This window comes from Pseudomonas sp. 2024-210, from assembly GCF_045062345.1.
In the GTDB taxonomy this organism is placed as follows: Bacteria; Pseudomonadota; Gammaproteobacteria; order Pseudomonadales; family Pseudomonadaceae; genus Aquipseudomonas.
This window is the reverse complement of the sequence record NZ_JBJGEJ010000005.1, coordinates 44,856-59,326: the sequence shown is the minus strand read 5'-3', so window position 1 is coordinate 59,326 and position 14,471 is coordinate 44,856. Positions and strand designations below refer to the sequence as shown.

The window sequence follows — 14,471 nt, the reverse complement described above, 5'->3', positions numbered from 1 at the left end:
TTCCCCTCTCAAAAAGCCGTTAATCAAAAATAATATCTCTATATATATCAGCAAGTTATGTGTGAAAACCGTATTTGGCATGAGTCATGCTCTACACTCCATGCCGAATGCAATACAGCGCATTCAAGCGGTTGAGTTGTACGCAGTACCTATAAGGGCCTATCAACGGGCTCAATAAAAAAAACAATGTCGAGGAAATACCGATGCGCATCGTTCCGCAACTTTTAGGCGCCGCTATTGCTGTCGCGCTGATGAGCACTCCAGTTTTTGCAGCCGAATTGACCGGCACACTGAAGAAAATCAAAGAATCCGGCACCGTTACCCTTGGGCATCGCGACTCCTCCATTCCTTTCTCCTACATCGCAGACGCTTCCGGCAAGCCGGTTGGCTACTCACACGATATCCAGTTGGCCATTGTTGAAGGGCTGAAAAAGCAACTCGACATGCCAGACCTTAAGGTCAAGTACAACCTGGTCACTTCCCAGACCCGTATCCCGCTCGTCCAAAATGGCACAGTTGACGTTGAGTGTGGTTCTACCACCAACAACGCAGAACGCGCCCAGCAAGTCGACTTCTCGGTCGGCATCTTCGAGATCGGTACTCGCCTGCTGTCCAAAAAGGACTCGCCTTACAAAGATTTTGCCGACCTCAAAGGCAAGAACGTTGTGACCACTGCTGGCACCACATCTGAACGCATCCTCAAGTCGATGAATGCCGACAAACAAATGGGCATGAACGTGATCTCCGCAAAAGACCACGGCGAATCCTTCCAGATGCTTGAGTCGGGCCGCGCTGTAGCGTTCATGATGGATGATGCCTTGCTGGCCGGTGAAATGGCCAAAGCCAAAAAGCCAACCGACTGGGCTGTGACCGGCACACCGCAATCGTTTGAGGTGTACGGCTGCATGGTGCGCAAAGGCGACCCGGACTTCAAAAAAGCGGTTGATGACGCCATTGTGGGTATCTACAAATCGGGCGAAATCAATAAAATCTATGAGACGTGGTTCACTAAGCCAATTCCACCAAAAGGCTTGAACCTCATGTTCCCGATGAGCGACAAAGTCAAAGAGCTGATCGCTAATCCAAACGACAAACCAGCGCCTGAAGTGAAAATCTAATTATTCACGACTGACGCCCGAGCGTGGCTGATCGCGCTCGGGACGTTGCCCACAGGCCGTACAAGCTTCTTTAATTGCTGAGAGAACACTCGAACCGCTGGTTGTCGAGCGGTAAGCGTGTACCCGACGAGACTGTCGGGAGAGAACGGACTCCCTGAAGCAAGTGCTTGTTAATAGACCCATCTAAGGGGAGACCCTGCATGAATTACAACTGGGACTGGAGCGTATTCTTCAAGTCCACCGGCGTAGGCAGCGAGACGTATCTCGACTGGTTTATTTCGGGGCTTGGCTGGACTATCGCGATTGCTGTTGTCGCCTGGATTGTGGCCCTGATCCTGGGTTCACTACTGGGTGTGATGCGCACCCTGCCGAACCGTTTCCTGGCCGGCATCGCCACGGTTTACGTGGAAATTTTCCGTAACGTTCCACTGCTGGTGCAGCTGTTTATCTGGTACTTCCTGGTACCCGATCTACTGCCGCCCGGTTTGCAAGAGTGGTACAAGCAAGACCTCAACCCGACCACTTCGGCTTACCTGAGTGTGGTGGTGTGCTTGGGCCTGTTTACCGCTGCACGCGTATGCGAACAAGTACGAACCGGCATTGAGGCGCTGCCTCGTGGCCAGGAATCCGCAGCCCGCGCCATGGGTTTCAGCATGACTCAGATCTACTGGAACGTGCTGCTGCCGCAGGCTTACCGGATCATCATTCCGCCGCTCACCTCCGAATTCCTCAACGTGTTCAAGAACTCGTCGGTGGCCTCGTTGATCGGTTTGATGGAGCTGCTGGCACAAACCAAACAAACCGCCGAGTTTTCCGCCAACCTGTTTGAAGCGTTCACCCTCGCCACACTGATCTACTTCACGCTGAACATGAGCCTGATGCTGCTGATGCGTCTGATCGAGAAGAAAGTAGCGGTGCCCGGCCTGATGTCTTTGGGGGGTAAATAATGGACTTCTTCGATTTCAGCGGGATAGTACCCGCACTGCCAGGCCTGTGGAACGGCATGATCATGACCTTGAAACTCATGGTCCTGGGCGTGATCGGTGGCGTTGCACTGGGTACTGTGCTGGCCTTGATGCGCTTGTCTTCCAGCAAATGGCTGGCCAATCTGGCCGGCGCGTATGTGAACTACTTCCGTTCGATCCCCTTGCTGCTGGTCATTACCTGGTTCTATCTGGCCGTGCCGTTTGTGCTGCGTTGGATCACCGGTAAAGACACACCGATCGGCGCGTTTGAGTCGTGCATGGTCGCCTTTGTCATGTTCGAAGCGGCCTACTTCTGTGAAATCGTCCGGGCCGGCGTGCAAGCCATTCCCAAAGGGCAAATGGGTGCTGCCAAAGCACTGGGCATGAGTTACGGCCAGGCCATGCGTCTGATCATCCTGCCTCAGGCCTTCCGCAAAATGACGCCGTTACTGCTGCAACAAAGCATCATTTTGTTCCAGGACACGTCACTGGTTTACACCGTAGGCCTGGTCGATTTCCTCAATGCGTCACGCTCCAGTGGCGACATCATCGGCCGCTCCAATGAGTTCCTGATCTTCGCCGGTCTGGTGTATTTCATCATCAGCTTTTCCGCCTCGCTGCTGGTCAAGCGTCTGCAAAAAAGGTTTGCCGTATGATCTCGATCAAGAACATCAACAAGTGGTACGGGGACTTTCAGGTACTGACCGATTGCAGTACCGAAGTCAAAAAAGGCGAAGTAGTGGTCGTGTGCGGCCCCTCTGGTTCAGGAAAATCGACGCTGATCAAGTGCGTAAACGCCCTTGAGCCCTTTCAGAAGGGCGACATCATTGTTGATGGCACCTCGATTGCCGACCCTAAAACCAACCTGCCCAAGTTGCGCTCGCGCGTGGGCATGGTGTTCCAGCATTTCGAGCTGTTCCCGCACATGACCATCACCGAAAACCTGACCATTGCGCAGGTCAAGGTGTTAGGACGAAGCAAGGCCGAGGCCACCAAAAAAGGCCTGGAGCTACTTGAGCGTGTCGGCTTGTCGGCACACGCCCATAAGCACCCTGGCCAACTTTCGGGGGGGCAGCAACAACGTGTGGCCATTGCCCGTGCACTGGCGATGGACCCGATCGTGATGCTCTTTGACGAACCGACCTCGGCACTCGACCCGGAAATGGTTAACGAAGTGCTCGACGTGATGGTGCAGTTGGCCCACGAAGGCATGACCATGATGTGCGTCACCCACGAAATGGGGTTCGCCCGCAAAGTGGCTAACCGGGTGATCTTTATGGATCAAGGCAAGATTGTCGAAGACTGCGAGAAAGAAGAGTTCTTCGGCGACGTGTCCGCTCGCTCCGAACGTGCACAAAACTTCCTATCCAAAATCCTGCAACACTAAGCGCCTGAATCTGTTACCGCGAACGCTGCTTGCGCCAGCGGTAACAGGTTTTGCATAGCCTCTACCGCGCAGTGGTCGACCCAAGGCATCTGTGATGAAATGCGACCCCACACTTTATCGCGGTGCCCCGCCTTCACTTGCTGTGAAACCTCGCCTGCTCCGACATTTTCTGTTGCCGCCGCTCATCCTCCTGCTGACAATCGGACTGGGCTATACGGGCTATCGCATCAGCGAACACTTTGGTATTCGCAACCTCAGCGAAAACGGCGAGCGCCAGCTCGAGCTCCACGCCCGCACCGTTGAAAGCGAACTCGGCAAATACACCTACCTGCCCAGCCTGCTTGAGCTGGAGTCCAGTGTTTCAAGCTTGCTGGCGGAGCCGTCCGCGCAAAACCGCGACAGCGTCAATCAATACCTCGAAGGCCTGAACCGACGCAGCCGCAGCCGGGCCATCTATGTACTCGACACCACCGGGCGTGTCGTTGCCACCAGTAACTGGCGCGACACTGACAGTTATCTCGGTGAGGATTTGTCTTTCCGGGCCTACTTCCAAGACGCGGTGCGCGGACAGCAGGGCCGCTTCTACGGAATAGGCAGCACCTCAGGTGAGCCTGGCTATTACTTGGCCCACGGCCTTGAACAGCAAGGCAAAATCATCGGCGTCGCCGTGATTAAAGTCAGGCTCGAAGCCCTTGAAGAGCGCTGGCAACGTGCCCGTCTCGAAGCTTATGTGAGCGATGAGAATGGCATCATCATTCTGTCCAGTGACCCAAGCTTGCGCCTCAAATCAGTACGCCCACTGACTGCGCAGACAAAGGAACGCTTAGCGCGCAGCCTTCAGTATTACTGGTGGCCACTCAACGAGCTTCAACCCCTTGAGCGCGAACAGCTCGCCGAGGGCGTCGAAACCGTTACATTTGCCACCCACAGCGACGTCGCCAGCGATGTCAAAGAAGTCAGCTATCTGGCTCAGACCCGCAACCTGAATGACACACCGTGGGACATCACCTTACTGACCCCTCTGCAAGACTTGCGGCGGGAGGCTGCCAATCAAGGCATGTTAGTGGCCGTGGTTTTCGCGTTGCTGGCCTTCCTGCTGATTGCGTGGAATGAACGGCGCAAAGTGATAGCTACCCGGCTGGCGGCCCGCGAGGCCCTGCAAGAAGCCAATAACCAACTGGAACGAAAAATCACTGACCGCACCACCCACCTGCGCGCCAGTAACGAACGGCTCAAAGCTCAGATTCGCGAACGTCGCCACGCTGAAGACACCCTTCGCCGCGCACAGGACGAGCTTGTGCAAGCGGGAAAGCTTGCCGCTATAGGGCAAATGTCCACCAGCATTGCCCATGAATTGAACCAGCCATTGGCCGCCTTGCGCACGCTGTCCGGAAATGCCGTCAGGTTTCTTCAACGAGGTGACCTGAAAGTCGCTGCAGATAACCTGACGACCATAAACGACTTGGTCGATCGCATGGGCCGTATCACCGCTAACCTGCGATCGTTCGCTCGTCGCGGTGACGATCAGGGCCAGGCCAGCCTGAATAAAGCAGTCGAGGCCACCCTGCAACTGCTCGCCACTCGCCTTGAGGCATCGGGCGTTGAGCTACATCGCGATTTCAGCGATGCCCAGCTGACCATCGATCAGACCCGGTTGGAACAAATACTCGTCAACCTGATAGGCAATGCGCTGGACGCCATGCATGCCCAGACCACCTCCCCGCAATTGTGGCTTGAGGGTGAATTCAGCGAAGGCAAATATCACCTGAGAGTGCGCGATAACGGCCCCGGCATTGATCCGCAAAGCCGTAAGCATCTGTTTGAACCGTTCTTCACCACGAAACCGGGCGAACAGGGTCTGGGCCTTGGCCTGACACTGTCCGCCAGCCTGGCGGCAGCTGCTGGCGGTAGCCTCAATGTTGAGTTTCCGGATGCCGGTGGTGTTGCGTTTGTCCTCCTTTTACCGCTGGTGCAACCTGCTAAGGCCGAGCCACTATGAACCACGAGCTGACCGTTCTGATTGTTGAAGACGACCCTCATGTCTTGCTCGGATGCCAACAGGCGCTGGCGCTTGAAGACATCCGCAGCGAAGGCGTAGCCACTGCAGAACAGGCGCTGGCAATGGTCGGGGATAACTTCCCCGGCATTGTCATCAGTGATATCCGCTTGCCGGGGATCGATGGTCTCGAACTGCTTAAACGGCTCAAGGCCCGGGATCGCAGCTTGCCCGTCGTCCTGATTACCGGACATGGCGATATTTCCATGGCGGTGGGTGCCATGCGCGACGGCGCCTACGACTTTATGGAAAAGCCGTTTTCCCCTGAACGCCTGGTCGATGCCGCTCGCCGGGCGCTGGAACAGCGTAGCCTGGCCCGTGAAGTGTGGTCGTTGCGTCGCCAACTGGCCGAACGCGACTCTCTTGAAGGTCGCATTATCGGGCGCTCACCAGCCATGCAGCAATTACGCGAATTGATCGCCAACGTCGCCGATACGTCGGCCAACGTGCTGATAGAAGGTGAAACGGGCACGGGAAAAGAACTGGTTGCACGTTGCTTGCACGATTTCAGCCGCCGTCAACCGCAGCAGTTTGTAGCGCTGAACTGTGGGGGTTTGCCGGAAAACCTGTTTGAAAGCGAGATTTTCGGCCACGAAGCCAACGCCTTCACCGGTGCCGGAAAACGTCGGGTTGGCAAGATTGAACACGCTGATGGCGGCACACTGTTTCTCGACGAGGTCGAAAGCATGCCGCTCAACCTGCAAATAAAATTGCTTCGGGTGCTGCAAGAGCGAACATTGGAACGACTGGGCTCCAACCAGAGCATTGATGTGGATTGTCGGGTCATTGCAGCCACCAAGTCCGACCTTGATCAACTGAGCAAGGCCAGCCAGTTTCGCAGCGACCTGTATTACCGCTTGAATGTCGTTACGCTCGAACTGCCACCGTTGCGTGAGCGGCGCGAAGACATCCTGCAGCTGTTCGAACATTTCTTGCAGCAATCATCCTTGCGCTTTGATCGCGCCGTACCGGAACTGGACAATCAGACGCTTTCCAGCCTGATGAGCCACGACTGGCCGGGAAATGTGCGTGAATTGCGCAACGTGGCCGAGCGCTTTGCTTTAGGCCTACCGGCGTTCAAAAAAACCGGCAGTATCACCTCACAAGGCCTGGGTTTCTCCGAGGCAGTCGAGGCGTTTGAACGCAACCTGCTCAGCGATGCACTGCAACGCAGCGGCGGCAACCTGACCCAAGCCAGTCTGGAGTTGGGCATGGCCAAGACCACCTTGTTCGACAAAGTCAAAAAATATGGTTTGGCACATTAAGCGAGAATGTTGTGGATTTGATTTTAAAAGCTGCTTTGGGCGCCGCCGTGGTGATTATTCTGGCGATGCTGGCAAAAACCAAAAATTACTACATCGCCGGTTTGGTGCCGCTGTTTCCGACGTTCGCACTCATTGCCCACTACATCGTTGGCAAAGGGCGTTCAGTCGATGACCTGAAGACCACCATCGTCTTCGGTATGTGGTCGATCATTCCTTACTTCATCTACCTGGCAGCGCTGTATGTGCTGGTTGACCGCATGCGCCTTGAAGCATCACTCGCGCTGGCAACTGTGGCCTGGTTAATGGCGGCAACCGTGCTGGTGAGCGTGTGGGTGCGTTTGCATTGAGCGGCTCCTGGCGCTGCGTTGGCGAAGATCCTTCGTGAACTCCCTCTCCCGGTAATTGGGTTGTCTTAAAGTCACACTTATCGACACCCAGCACAACATGAGACAAACTCAACGCTTTCGTGTTGATCACAAAGTTTACTCATGGAGTCTTCGTGCTGGAAATTCGTCACCTCAAAACCCTGCACGCTTTGCGCGAGTCCGACAGCCTGGTCGAAGCCGCTGAACGTTTACACCTGACCCAGTCCGCGTTATCTCACCAGTTCAAAGAGCTGGAAGAGCGCATGGGCATGCCCCTGTTTGTTCGAAAAACCAAGCCCGTGCGCTTTACCAGCGGTGGCTTGCGCCTGCTGCAACTGGCCGACGCCATGCTGCCGTTGCTGCGTGGCGCCGAACGTGACATCGCCCGTTTGGTCGGTGGAACCGCTGGCCGGCTGCATATGGCGATTGAATGCCACAGCTGCTTTCAGTGGCTGATGCCCACCATTGACCAATTTCGCGACGCGTGGCCAGAAGTCGAACTGGATCTGGCCTCGGGCTTTGCATTTGCCCCCCTGCCTGCCTTGGCACGCGGCGATCTGGATCTGGTCGTGACCTCTGATCCACAAGAGATCGCGGGTCTGACCTACGTTCCGCTGTTTACCTACGAGGCCATGCTCGCTGTCGCCAATCAGCATGCATTGGCCCACAAACCTTTCATCGTGCCTGAGGATTTGAGCACGGAAATCCTGATTACGTACCCGGTGGAACGTGACCGCCTCGACATCTTTACCCGCTTTCTGGAGCCTGCTGATATTGAGCCGGCCCAGGTGCGTACGTCTGAGCTGACGGTGATGATGATGCAACTGGTTGCCAGCGGTCGCGGGGTGTGCGGGATGCCGCACTGGGCGCTGCATGAATACAGCTCGCGGGGTTATGTCAAAGCCAAGCGCCTGGGTGAAAAGGGTTTGTTTGCCACGCTTTATGCGGCAGTGCGCACCGACATGCTGGATGCGCCCTACATGCGCGACTTTTTGCTGACGGCCAAAGACACCTCTTTCTCGACGCTCGATGGCGTCAGCGCGGTTAAATAGACGTTGAATCCAGTGCCCTCACCCTGTTGGCAGGGGTGAGGATCAAGGCGCGCTTTGGTTGACCAAGCGGCGCATATGCACCCGGTCGTAGTACGCCTCTCCCACCCGAATCGCACAGTCTTCAAGGCCCGATTGCTGAAAACCGCATCGCTTATACAGCGCGAGGGCGGCGAAGCTGTTGGCACTCACCGTCAGCTCTATCACTTTGAGGGCAGGCTCTTCTTCGGCCAAGGAGAGCACGGCTTGAACCAACCCATCGCCCAGCCCTTGCCCGCGAAACTCCTCGGACACATATAAGCCAAACAAGGTGGCCTTATGCTGGGCGTCCTCCCAGGGTTCAAACGCCAGCCCGACAATGCCTGCCAGTCGGTCCCCCACAAAAGCGCCCAGCATGGCGCTTAACTCATCGTCCAGTTGCCCTTGCCACCAGCTCAGCGGCAACTTTTCACGGTTTGAGAGGTTGGACACAAACGCTTCAGGGTGCAGCGCATACGCCTCAAGCATCAATTGGCGATAGGCCTTGGCGTGGGAGGGATCAAGCAGTTCTATAGCCATAACATATCCAGGTCATGCGGTTTTACGGTGTTCCAGCTGCATCAAACAGGTGCCCGTACGCTGTTGCGGTAAAAGGGCAAGATCACGTCACGGGTCAAAGGAGCCAACAGCAATCCGCCATCGCTGGCAGGATCAATCCACTGCACTTCTTCAATTTCGGCAGCGGGCGTAACGGCCTGTTCGGTCAGTATCAGAAACAACTCGGCCCACACTTCAAAGCCCGGTTCATTAGCCGCCGGGGCACTAAAGTGCCCCAGATAGGTAGCACTGGCCGGGTCGATTTTCAAGGCCAGTTCTTCTTCCAGTTCACGCACCAGCGCATGGATCGGTTGCTCATGAGCCTCAATCTTGCCACCCGGCTGCATGAACGCTTGAGTGCCACGCTTGCGCACGAGCAAGGTTTGTCCATCCAGGCCCATCAGTACAGCAGCGGCAACACGGATAGTCTTAGGCGTTGTCGAGAATTCGGGGGGCATCGCAAAATCAACCAGCAGTGGAGTAAGAGCACAAAGGATCACATGCCTTCGCGCTGCTGAAAAGACACAGATTCAAGGGATAGCCCGAACCACCGCATGGGCATTCATCCACCTTTACCTCAGCTGGCTAACTGCCCACGACCTTGGTCGGGATGTTCTTGCCCACGAAATCTCGTTCAATGGCGAGTATGCTTTTACACAGGTGGTCTTACACACGGTAAGCACCTCATTGCAAACCTCCACACTAGAGAGGCCCGCTCAATGACCGGGGGTCAACCACCCCGATCTTGCTGTTCACTCGACCGACGAACAGAAAAGCCTGAAACAGGAAACCGTATGAGCCTGTCACTGTTAAGCCGTTATGCGTTTTTTGCGTTATGCGTGATATTCACCCTCGCCAGCCTTCCCTTCATGCACCACGAGTGGTTGTGGCCTTTTACCGCCCTGACGCTGGCTTTGAGCTTGCTCGGCATTTTTGATCTGATGCAAAGCCCCCATGCAGTGCGTCGAAATTACCCGATTTTGGGCAATATTCGTTATCTGGTGGAGGCTATTCGCCCAGAAATACGCCAATACCTGCTGGAGTCGGACAGCGATGCGCTGCCCTTCTCACGCGCCCAACGCTCGCTGGTCTACTCTCGCGCCAAGAACGAGAGTGCGGACAAGCCATTTGGCACCTTGCTGGATGTGTACCAGGCCGGATTTGAATTTATCGGCCACTCCATGCGCCCCGCCCCCTTGAGTGACCCCACGAGTTTTCGAGTGATTGTGGGTGGCCCGCAATGCACGAACCCTTACTCAGCCTCCGTTTTCAATATTTCGGCCATGAGCTTTGGTTCACTGAGTGCCAATGCGATTCGCGCGCTTAATCAGGGTGCCAAACTGGGCAACTTTGCCCATGACACGGGCGAAGGCAGCATAAGCGCTTATCACCGTGAGAATGGCGGCGACCTGACGTGGGAACTGGGCAGTGGCTATTTCGGTTGCCGCACGGCCGATGGTCGCTTTGACCCCGAACGTTTTGCCGTACAAGCGCAAAACCCACAAGTGCGCATGATTGAGATCAAGCTGAGCCAAGGCGCCAAGCCTGGCCACGGCGGCATCTTGCCCAAAGACAAAGTCACCCAGGAAATCGCTGAAACCCGCGGCATCATGATGGGCGAAGACTGCATTTCGCCGTCGCGCCACAGTGCCTTTTCGACGCCGTTGGAATTAATGCACTTCATCGCCCAATTGCGTGAACTGTCGGGTGGCAAACCCGTGGGCTTCAAGTTCTGTCTAGGCCACCCTTGGGAGTTTATGGGGATTGCCAAGGCCATGCTCGAAACCGGCATCCTGCCGGACTTTATCGTGATTGACGGCAAGGAAGGCGGAACCGGCGCAGCCCCCGTGGAGTTCACTGACCATATGGGTGCGCCGATGCGTGAAGGCTTGTTGTTTGTGCATAACACCCTGGTGGGCCTGAACTTGCGCAGCAAGATCAAGCTGGGCGCCAGCGGCAAGATTGTCAGTGCCTTCGACATTGCCAGTGTGCTGGCCATCGGTGCTGATTGGGCCAACTCCGCGCGCGGTTTTATGTTTGCTATCGGCTGCATCCAGTCGCAGTCGTGCCATACCAACAAATGTCCAACGGGCGTCGCGACTCAGGATGCCTTGCGCCAGCGTGCGCTTGTGGTGCCGGACAAAGCTCAAAGGGTATTCCACTTCCATCGCAACACCCTAAAAGGTCTGGCTGAAATGCTGGCCGCAGCGGGTCTTGAGCATCCCTCACAACTGCAAGCAAAACACTTGGTACGCCGTGTGACCGCCACCGAAATTAAACTCTTCTCGCAACTGCATGTGTTTCTCAAGCCTGGCGAATTGCTGACGGGTGAAGTGAACGGTGAGTTCTACTCGCGCATGTGGCAAATGGCTCGCGCGGACAGTTTTGAAGCCAATGTGATAAACGCCGCCTGAAGGCCAAGCCATTGCAGCGGCCCTCGTGGGCCGCTCCTGGTCGGAACAAAATCGGAATATTCAGCGACCCAACCTTTGCATTTAGCCGCCAATACCCTCACCCTGCCGCCGCCCATAAACGCGGCGTGCAATCTTTACTGCACCCGCAGGTCTTAAATTAAACAATTGAATGAGCACTCGCCGTGATGCTGAACGGACGCGACCACCGCATCGATTTCTTTCGCGGGTTGGCACTGATTTTTATCTTTTGGGATCACATCCCGCATAACCCGCTGGCCGAATTGACCGTTCGCAACTTTGGTTTCAGTGATGCGGCCGAGATTTTTGTATTTTTGGCCGGATACGCGGCGGTTCTGGCTTACGGCAAAATAGCTCAACGCGACGGTTTCATCATCGCCACGATTAAAATACTGCGCCGCGCGTGGGTGCTGTATGTCGTCCATATTTTCTTGTTGGCCGTGCTGATGGGGATTGTATTTTTTGCCAACAGCCATGTTGAAACACGCGACTTGGTGCAAGAGATGGGCTTGCAGTACTTCTTGAGCAACCCACAACAGGCACTGACTGATGAGTTGCTACTGCGGTTCAAGCCAAACCTGATGGACCCATTGCCCCTGTATATCGTGCTGTTGCTGGGTTTGCCTCTGGTGTTGCCTATGCTGTTACGCAAAGCTGGCTATGTCGTGTGCGTCTCTTTTGTGTTGTATCTCCTTGCCCCCGTGTGGAACCTCTCCGCGCAAGAAGGCGGCGTATGGTTCTTCAACCCGATGGCCTGGCAGTTCCTGTTTATTCTGGGGGGGGCTGCGGCATTGAGCAGCCAGCGGGCCCCACTTTCCCAAGTCCGGCCCCTGATGCGCCAGCCTCTGTTTATAGCCTGTGTCACCTACCTGCTGATCACGGGCGCACTGGCGCTGTCATGGAAATGGCCAGTTCTTCACGATGCAGTCATGCCGATATGGCTGGGCGAGCACCTTTATCCGATCAGCAAAACCAACCTTTCACCGGTGCGCTTGCTGCATTTTCTGGCGCTTGTTTACGTGGCCGCCAAATGTGTAACACAAGGGCATTGGCTCAACCAATGGCTACCTCGCCAAACCTGCCGAATGGGTCGCTATTCGCTGGAGGTGTTTTGTTTAGGGGTGGTTCTCGCTCCCTTGGCGGACATGCTCAATGCCTTGGGAGGAGATACAACGGTGATAAAGCTGTTCAGCGCCTTGATGGGCGTGGGAGTGATGGCTGTGTTGGCCGCTTGGCTGGATTGGAATAAACGATTGAATACCACTTCTTTGAAGCTCACTCAATAACTGATATTTATTGAGTACCAAACGGCGCACTGCGCCGTTTGAATATAATTTCGGCTTTTTATAAAACGACTTTAACGCTAGGTGTAAACCCAACAGAAATGTAACCTGGCCCTAAATCAAACCGAATATTACCGGGGTAAATTTGCAGCGTACGGCCTTTAAAATCAAACCTTACCGGGTTAAATTTATAAAGCACAAATTCAGAGGTAGCTAGTTGACTGGCCAAGGTTTCTCTCAAGCGATATCTAATCATTGCCTGAACTTGAGCAGTCAAACCTGGGATCATCCATTCCAATAGCACTGCGGCTGGGGTTTCTGGATGAAGTTTATAAAAAGTAGATTCCATTCCATCAAGAATAATCTTGATCTCATTATTATCGTTCACATCCGGTATTAGATGCCCTGACAAAGGCCCTGCGAAGATCATTGACCATTTAGCAGAACCGATTTCTACTCGCCCTTGAATATAAATTCTTATCGCAATCGAGCCGGGTGAGGAGGACGAAAGTGTGAGTTCATACCCCGCTAAATTAATGATTGCACCGTCTTCTGAGTAATTCTTTTCCAGGGGTTCCCAAAAATGTTGCTCGATAAGTCTTGTGATCGCTCCTGACACAATATGAGCATGAAAACCATTAGGATCTATCGCCTTTAACCCTTGAGAAGCCTCCTCCTCATCTGGATCATTTTTTTCTGCATTTAAATCCAGACGATAATCAAAAAGAAGCCCTCCATCGAGAGGTCCACTCTCATTCGTTTTTTTAGCAGGGAAGATAAAGTTTTCATCTAAAACTGGAATAACAACATTGGACATCACGGCGTTTATTTCGCCTAATATCTCTGACTGCTTGGCCATTAAAACGGCTTTTGTAAACGCATCCGTCTCAAACGATAGCATTCTTGCGTCGCAGGTATAAACATACTTGCCACCCCCCACAGCGAGACCGTAGTTCAAATAAACTTTGGCACTTACATCCACCAGCGCAAACGATTTACCTCCTTCATCGGGGACTATCTCCAGATAGAGTTGACTGTTGCACCATGAAAATATTTCAGAACTGTAGCCATAATCGAAATTGAAAACAGGGGCCTTAATCATTTTCCAAGTGACGGACAATTTGAGTGACTCAACCCGTGAAGTGCTTCCCAAATCAGCTTGCAATAGGTCGAAAATTGAAGCACTAAACCCATCAAGCATGGCTTTGGGCAACACCATATACAAGTCTGATGTCGATTGAGGTAAGGGTACAGGAACGCTCTGAAAATCTGCCAATGCCAACCGGGCTTGTTCCGTTGCCTTCTGCGAAAGACTGGCCAAGGTCGCCGCACTTGCCAAGAAAGTATTCATTTCGTCCAGTAACGCTTGTTTGGAATTTTCACGGTTAAGGATTTCGTTAATCACCTTCAGAAATGCAGTGTCCAGGTCTGCAACGACTTCAATAGTGTTACCGCTAACCGACGGGTGAAGTGAAAAAGCTGAGAAGGTGATTGTGGCACTGTCCAACTGGCCTTCAATTTCCTCTTTCGCTGTGAACACCCCGATGATTGCGTCGGTGGCTTTGATCGATACGCTCAGGGAACCCGGTGGCATTTGAGTGCCCGCGATATTGATATGCAACTCACCCATCCCTTCCACTTGAGCAGGTACATCTGAAGGGCGTTCGTACCCCGCCTGCGTATTAGGTTGCTTGGCGGTAAAAGACACCTTATTACCGACGACAACGACTTCGGGGTTTCCTTGCTGATCAAACCTGACTTGGGTATTACTCAGCCCCTTGACGTGGAAATTCTTGATCACTACGTTGAATGGAATACCACCGACGTCGAAGCTACCCAAATCAATTTCCGCCATGTCGCACGGGTCCAGGGAGTTCTGTTCTGGGCTGTGTAGCAACTTGGAAAGATAAAAATCCGAAGCCGGAGTAAAAAGCATATTTTGAAGAATTTGTACCAGCTGATTATCTGACATGTG

The 14,471-nt window shown here is 54.1% G+C and carries 13 protein-coding genes; 10 read left to right on the top strand and 3 right to left on the bottom strand.

Annotation, left to right across the window (positions count from 1 at the left end; genetic code table 11):
- Positions 1 to 203 precede the first annotated feature (203 nt).
- The 8 genes from ACI7MX_RS09190 (at position 204) to metR (ending at position 8,208) form a co-directional block, all read left to right on the top strand.
- Positions 204 to 1,118, top strand: a complete 915-nt coding sequence (locus ACI7MX_RS09190) for a glutamate/aspartate ABC transporter substrate-binding protein (protein WP_405587364.1) — start codon at positions 204 to 206, stop codon at positions 1,116 to 1,118.
- A gap of 200 nt (positions 1,119 to 1,318) precedes the next feature.
- Positions 1,319 to 2,065 (top strand): amino acid ABC transporter permease, encoded by a 747-nt coding sequence (locus ACI7MX_RS09185; RefSeq protein WP_153377779.1) that lies wholly within the window; start codon positions 1,319 to 1,321, stop codon positions 2,063 to 2,065.
- Complete coding sequence (locus ACI7MX_RS09180; protein ID WP_122784791.1) at positions 2,065 to 2,739, top strand: amino acid ABC transporter permease; 675 nt, start codon at positions 2,065 to 2,067, stop codon at positions 2,737 to 2,739. The genes ACI7MX_RS09185 and ACI7MX_RS09180 overlap by 1 nt, the downstream gene beginning before the upstream one ends.
- The gene (locus ACI7MX_RS09175; RefSeq protein ID WP_122784792.1) at positions 2,736 to 3,470 is read left to right on the top strand and encodes an amino acid ABC transporter ATP-binding protein; all 735 of its coding nucleotides are present in this window, start codon (positions 2,736 to 2,738) and stop codon (positions 3,468 to 3,470) included. The genes ACI7MX_RS09180 and ACI7MX_RS09175 overlap by 4 nt, the downstream gene beginning before the upstream one ends.
- Positions 3,471 to 3,564: 94 nt before the next feature.
- Entirely contained in the window at positions 3,565 to 5,469 is a 1,905-nt protein-coding gene (locus ACI7MX_RS09170) for an ATP-binding protein (protein WP_314483612.1), read from the top strand.
- Complete coding sequence (locus ACI7MX_RS09165) at positions 5,466 to 6,791, top strand: sigma-54 dependent transcriptional regulator (RefSeq protein ID WP_314483609.1); 1,326 nt, start codon at positions 5,466 to 5,468, stop codon at positions 6,789 to 6,791. Before ACI7MX_RS09170 ends, ACI7MX_RS09165 begins: the two co-directional genes overlap by 4 nt.
- Positions 6,792 to 6,811: 20 nt before the next feature.
- Positions 6,812 to 7,138 (top strand): GlpM family protein, encoded by a 327-nt coding sequence (locus ACI7MX_RS09160; RefSeq protein ID WP_314483646.1) that lies wholly within the window; start codon positions 6,812 to 6,814, stop codon positions 7,136 to 7,138.
- Positions 7,139 to 7,290: 152 nt separating this feature from the next.
- A complete protein-coding gene (gene metR / locus ACI7MX_RS09155; protein ID WP_146384121.1) occupies positions 7,291 to 8,208 on the top strand; it encodes a transcriptional regulator MetR in 918 nt (305 codons plus the stop codon).
- Between the two features lie 42 nt (positions 8,209 to 8,250).
- On the opposite strand, the gene ACI7MX_RS09150 is transcribed toward metR, so the two are convergent.
- On the bottom strand, positions 8,251 to 8,763 hold the full coding sequence (locus tag ACI7MX_RS09150; protein WP_405587371.1) for a GNAT family N-acetyltransferase: 513 nt from the start codon (positions 8,761 to 8,763) through the stop codon (positions 8,251 to 8,253).
- A gap of 41 nt (positions 8,764 to 8,804) precedes the next feature.
- Positions 8,805 to 9,239: an NUDIX domain-containing protein gene (locus ACI7MX_RS09145; RefSeq protein ID WP_405587374.1), complete on the bottom strand. Its 435-nt coding sequence runs from the start codon at positions 9,237 to 9,239 to the stop codon at positions 8,805 to 8,807.
- 336 nt (positions 9,240 to 9,575) lie between these two features.
- Here ACI7MX_RS09145 and ACI7MX_RS09140 point away from each other — a divergent pair, with 336 nt between their 5' ends.
- Together ACI7MX_RS09140 and ACI7MX_RS09135 are read left to right on the top strand one after the other, a co-directional pair.
- On the top strand, positions 9,576 to 11,195 hold the full coding sequence (locus ACI7MX_RS09140) for an FMN-binding glutamate synthase family protein (RefSeq protein ID WP_405587377.1): 1,620 nt from the start codon (positions 9,576 to 9,578) through the stop codon (positions 11,193 to 11,195).
- Between the two features lie 185 nt (positions 11,196 to 11,380).
- A complete protein-coding gene (locus ACI7MX_RS09135; RefSeq protein WP_314483643.1) occupies positions 11,381 to 12,499 on the top strand; it encodes an OpgC domain-containing protein in 1,119 nt (372 codons plus the stop codon).
- Between the two features lie 58 nt (positions 12,500 to 12,557).
- Here ACI7MX_RS09135 and ACI7MX_RS09130 read toward each other — a convergent pair whose 3' ends face one another.
- A complete protein-coding gene (locus ACI7MX_RS09130) occupies positions 12,558 to 14,468 on the bottom strand; it encodes a hypothetical protein (protein ID WP_405587379.1) in 1,911 nt (636 codons plus the stop codon).
- Between the last annotated feature and the right edge of the window lie 3 nt (positions 14,469 to 14,471).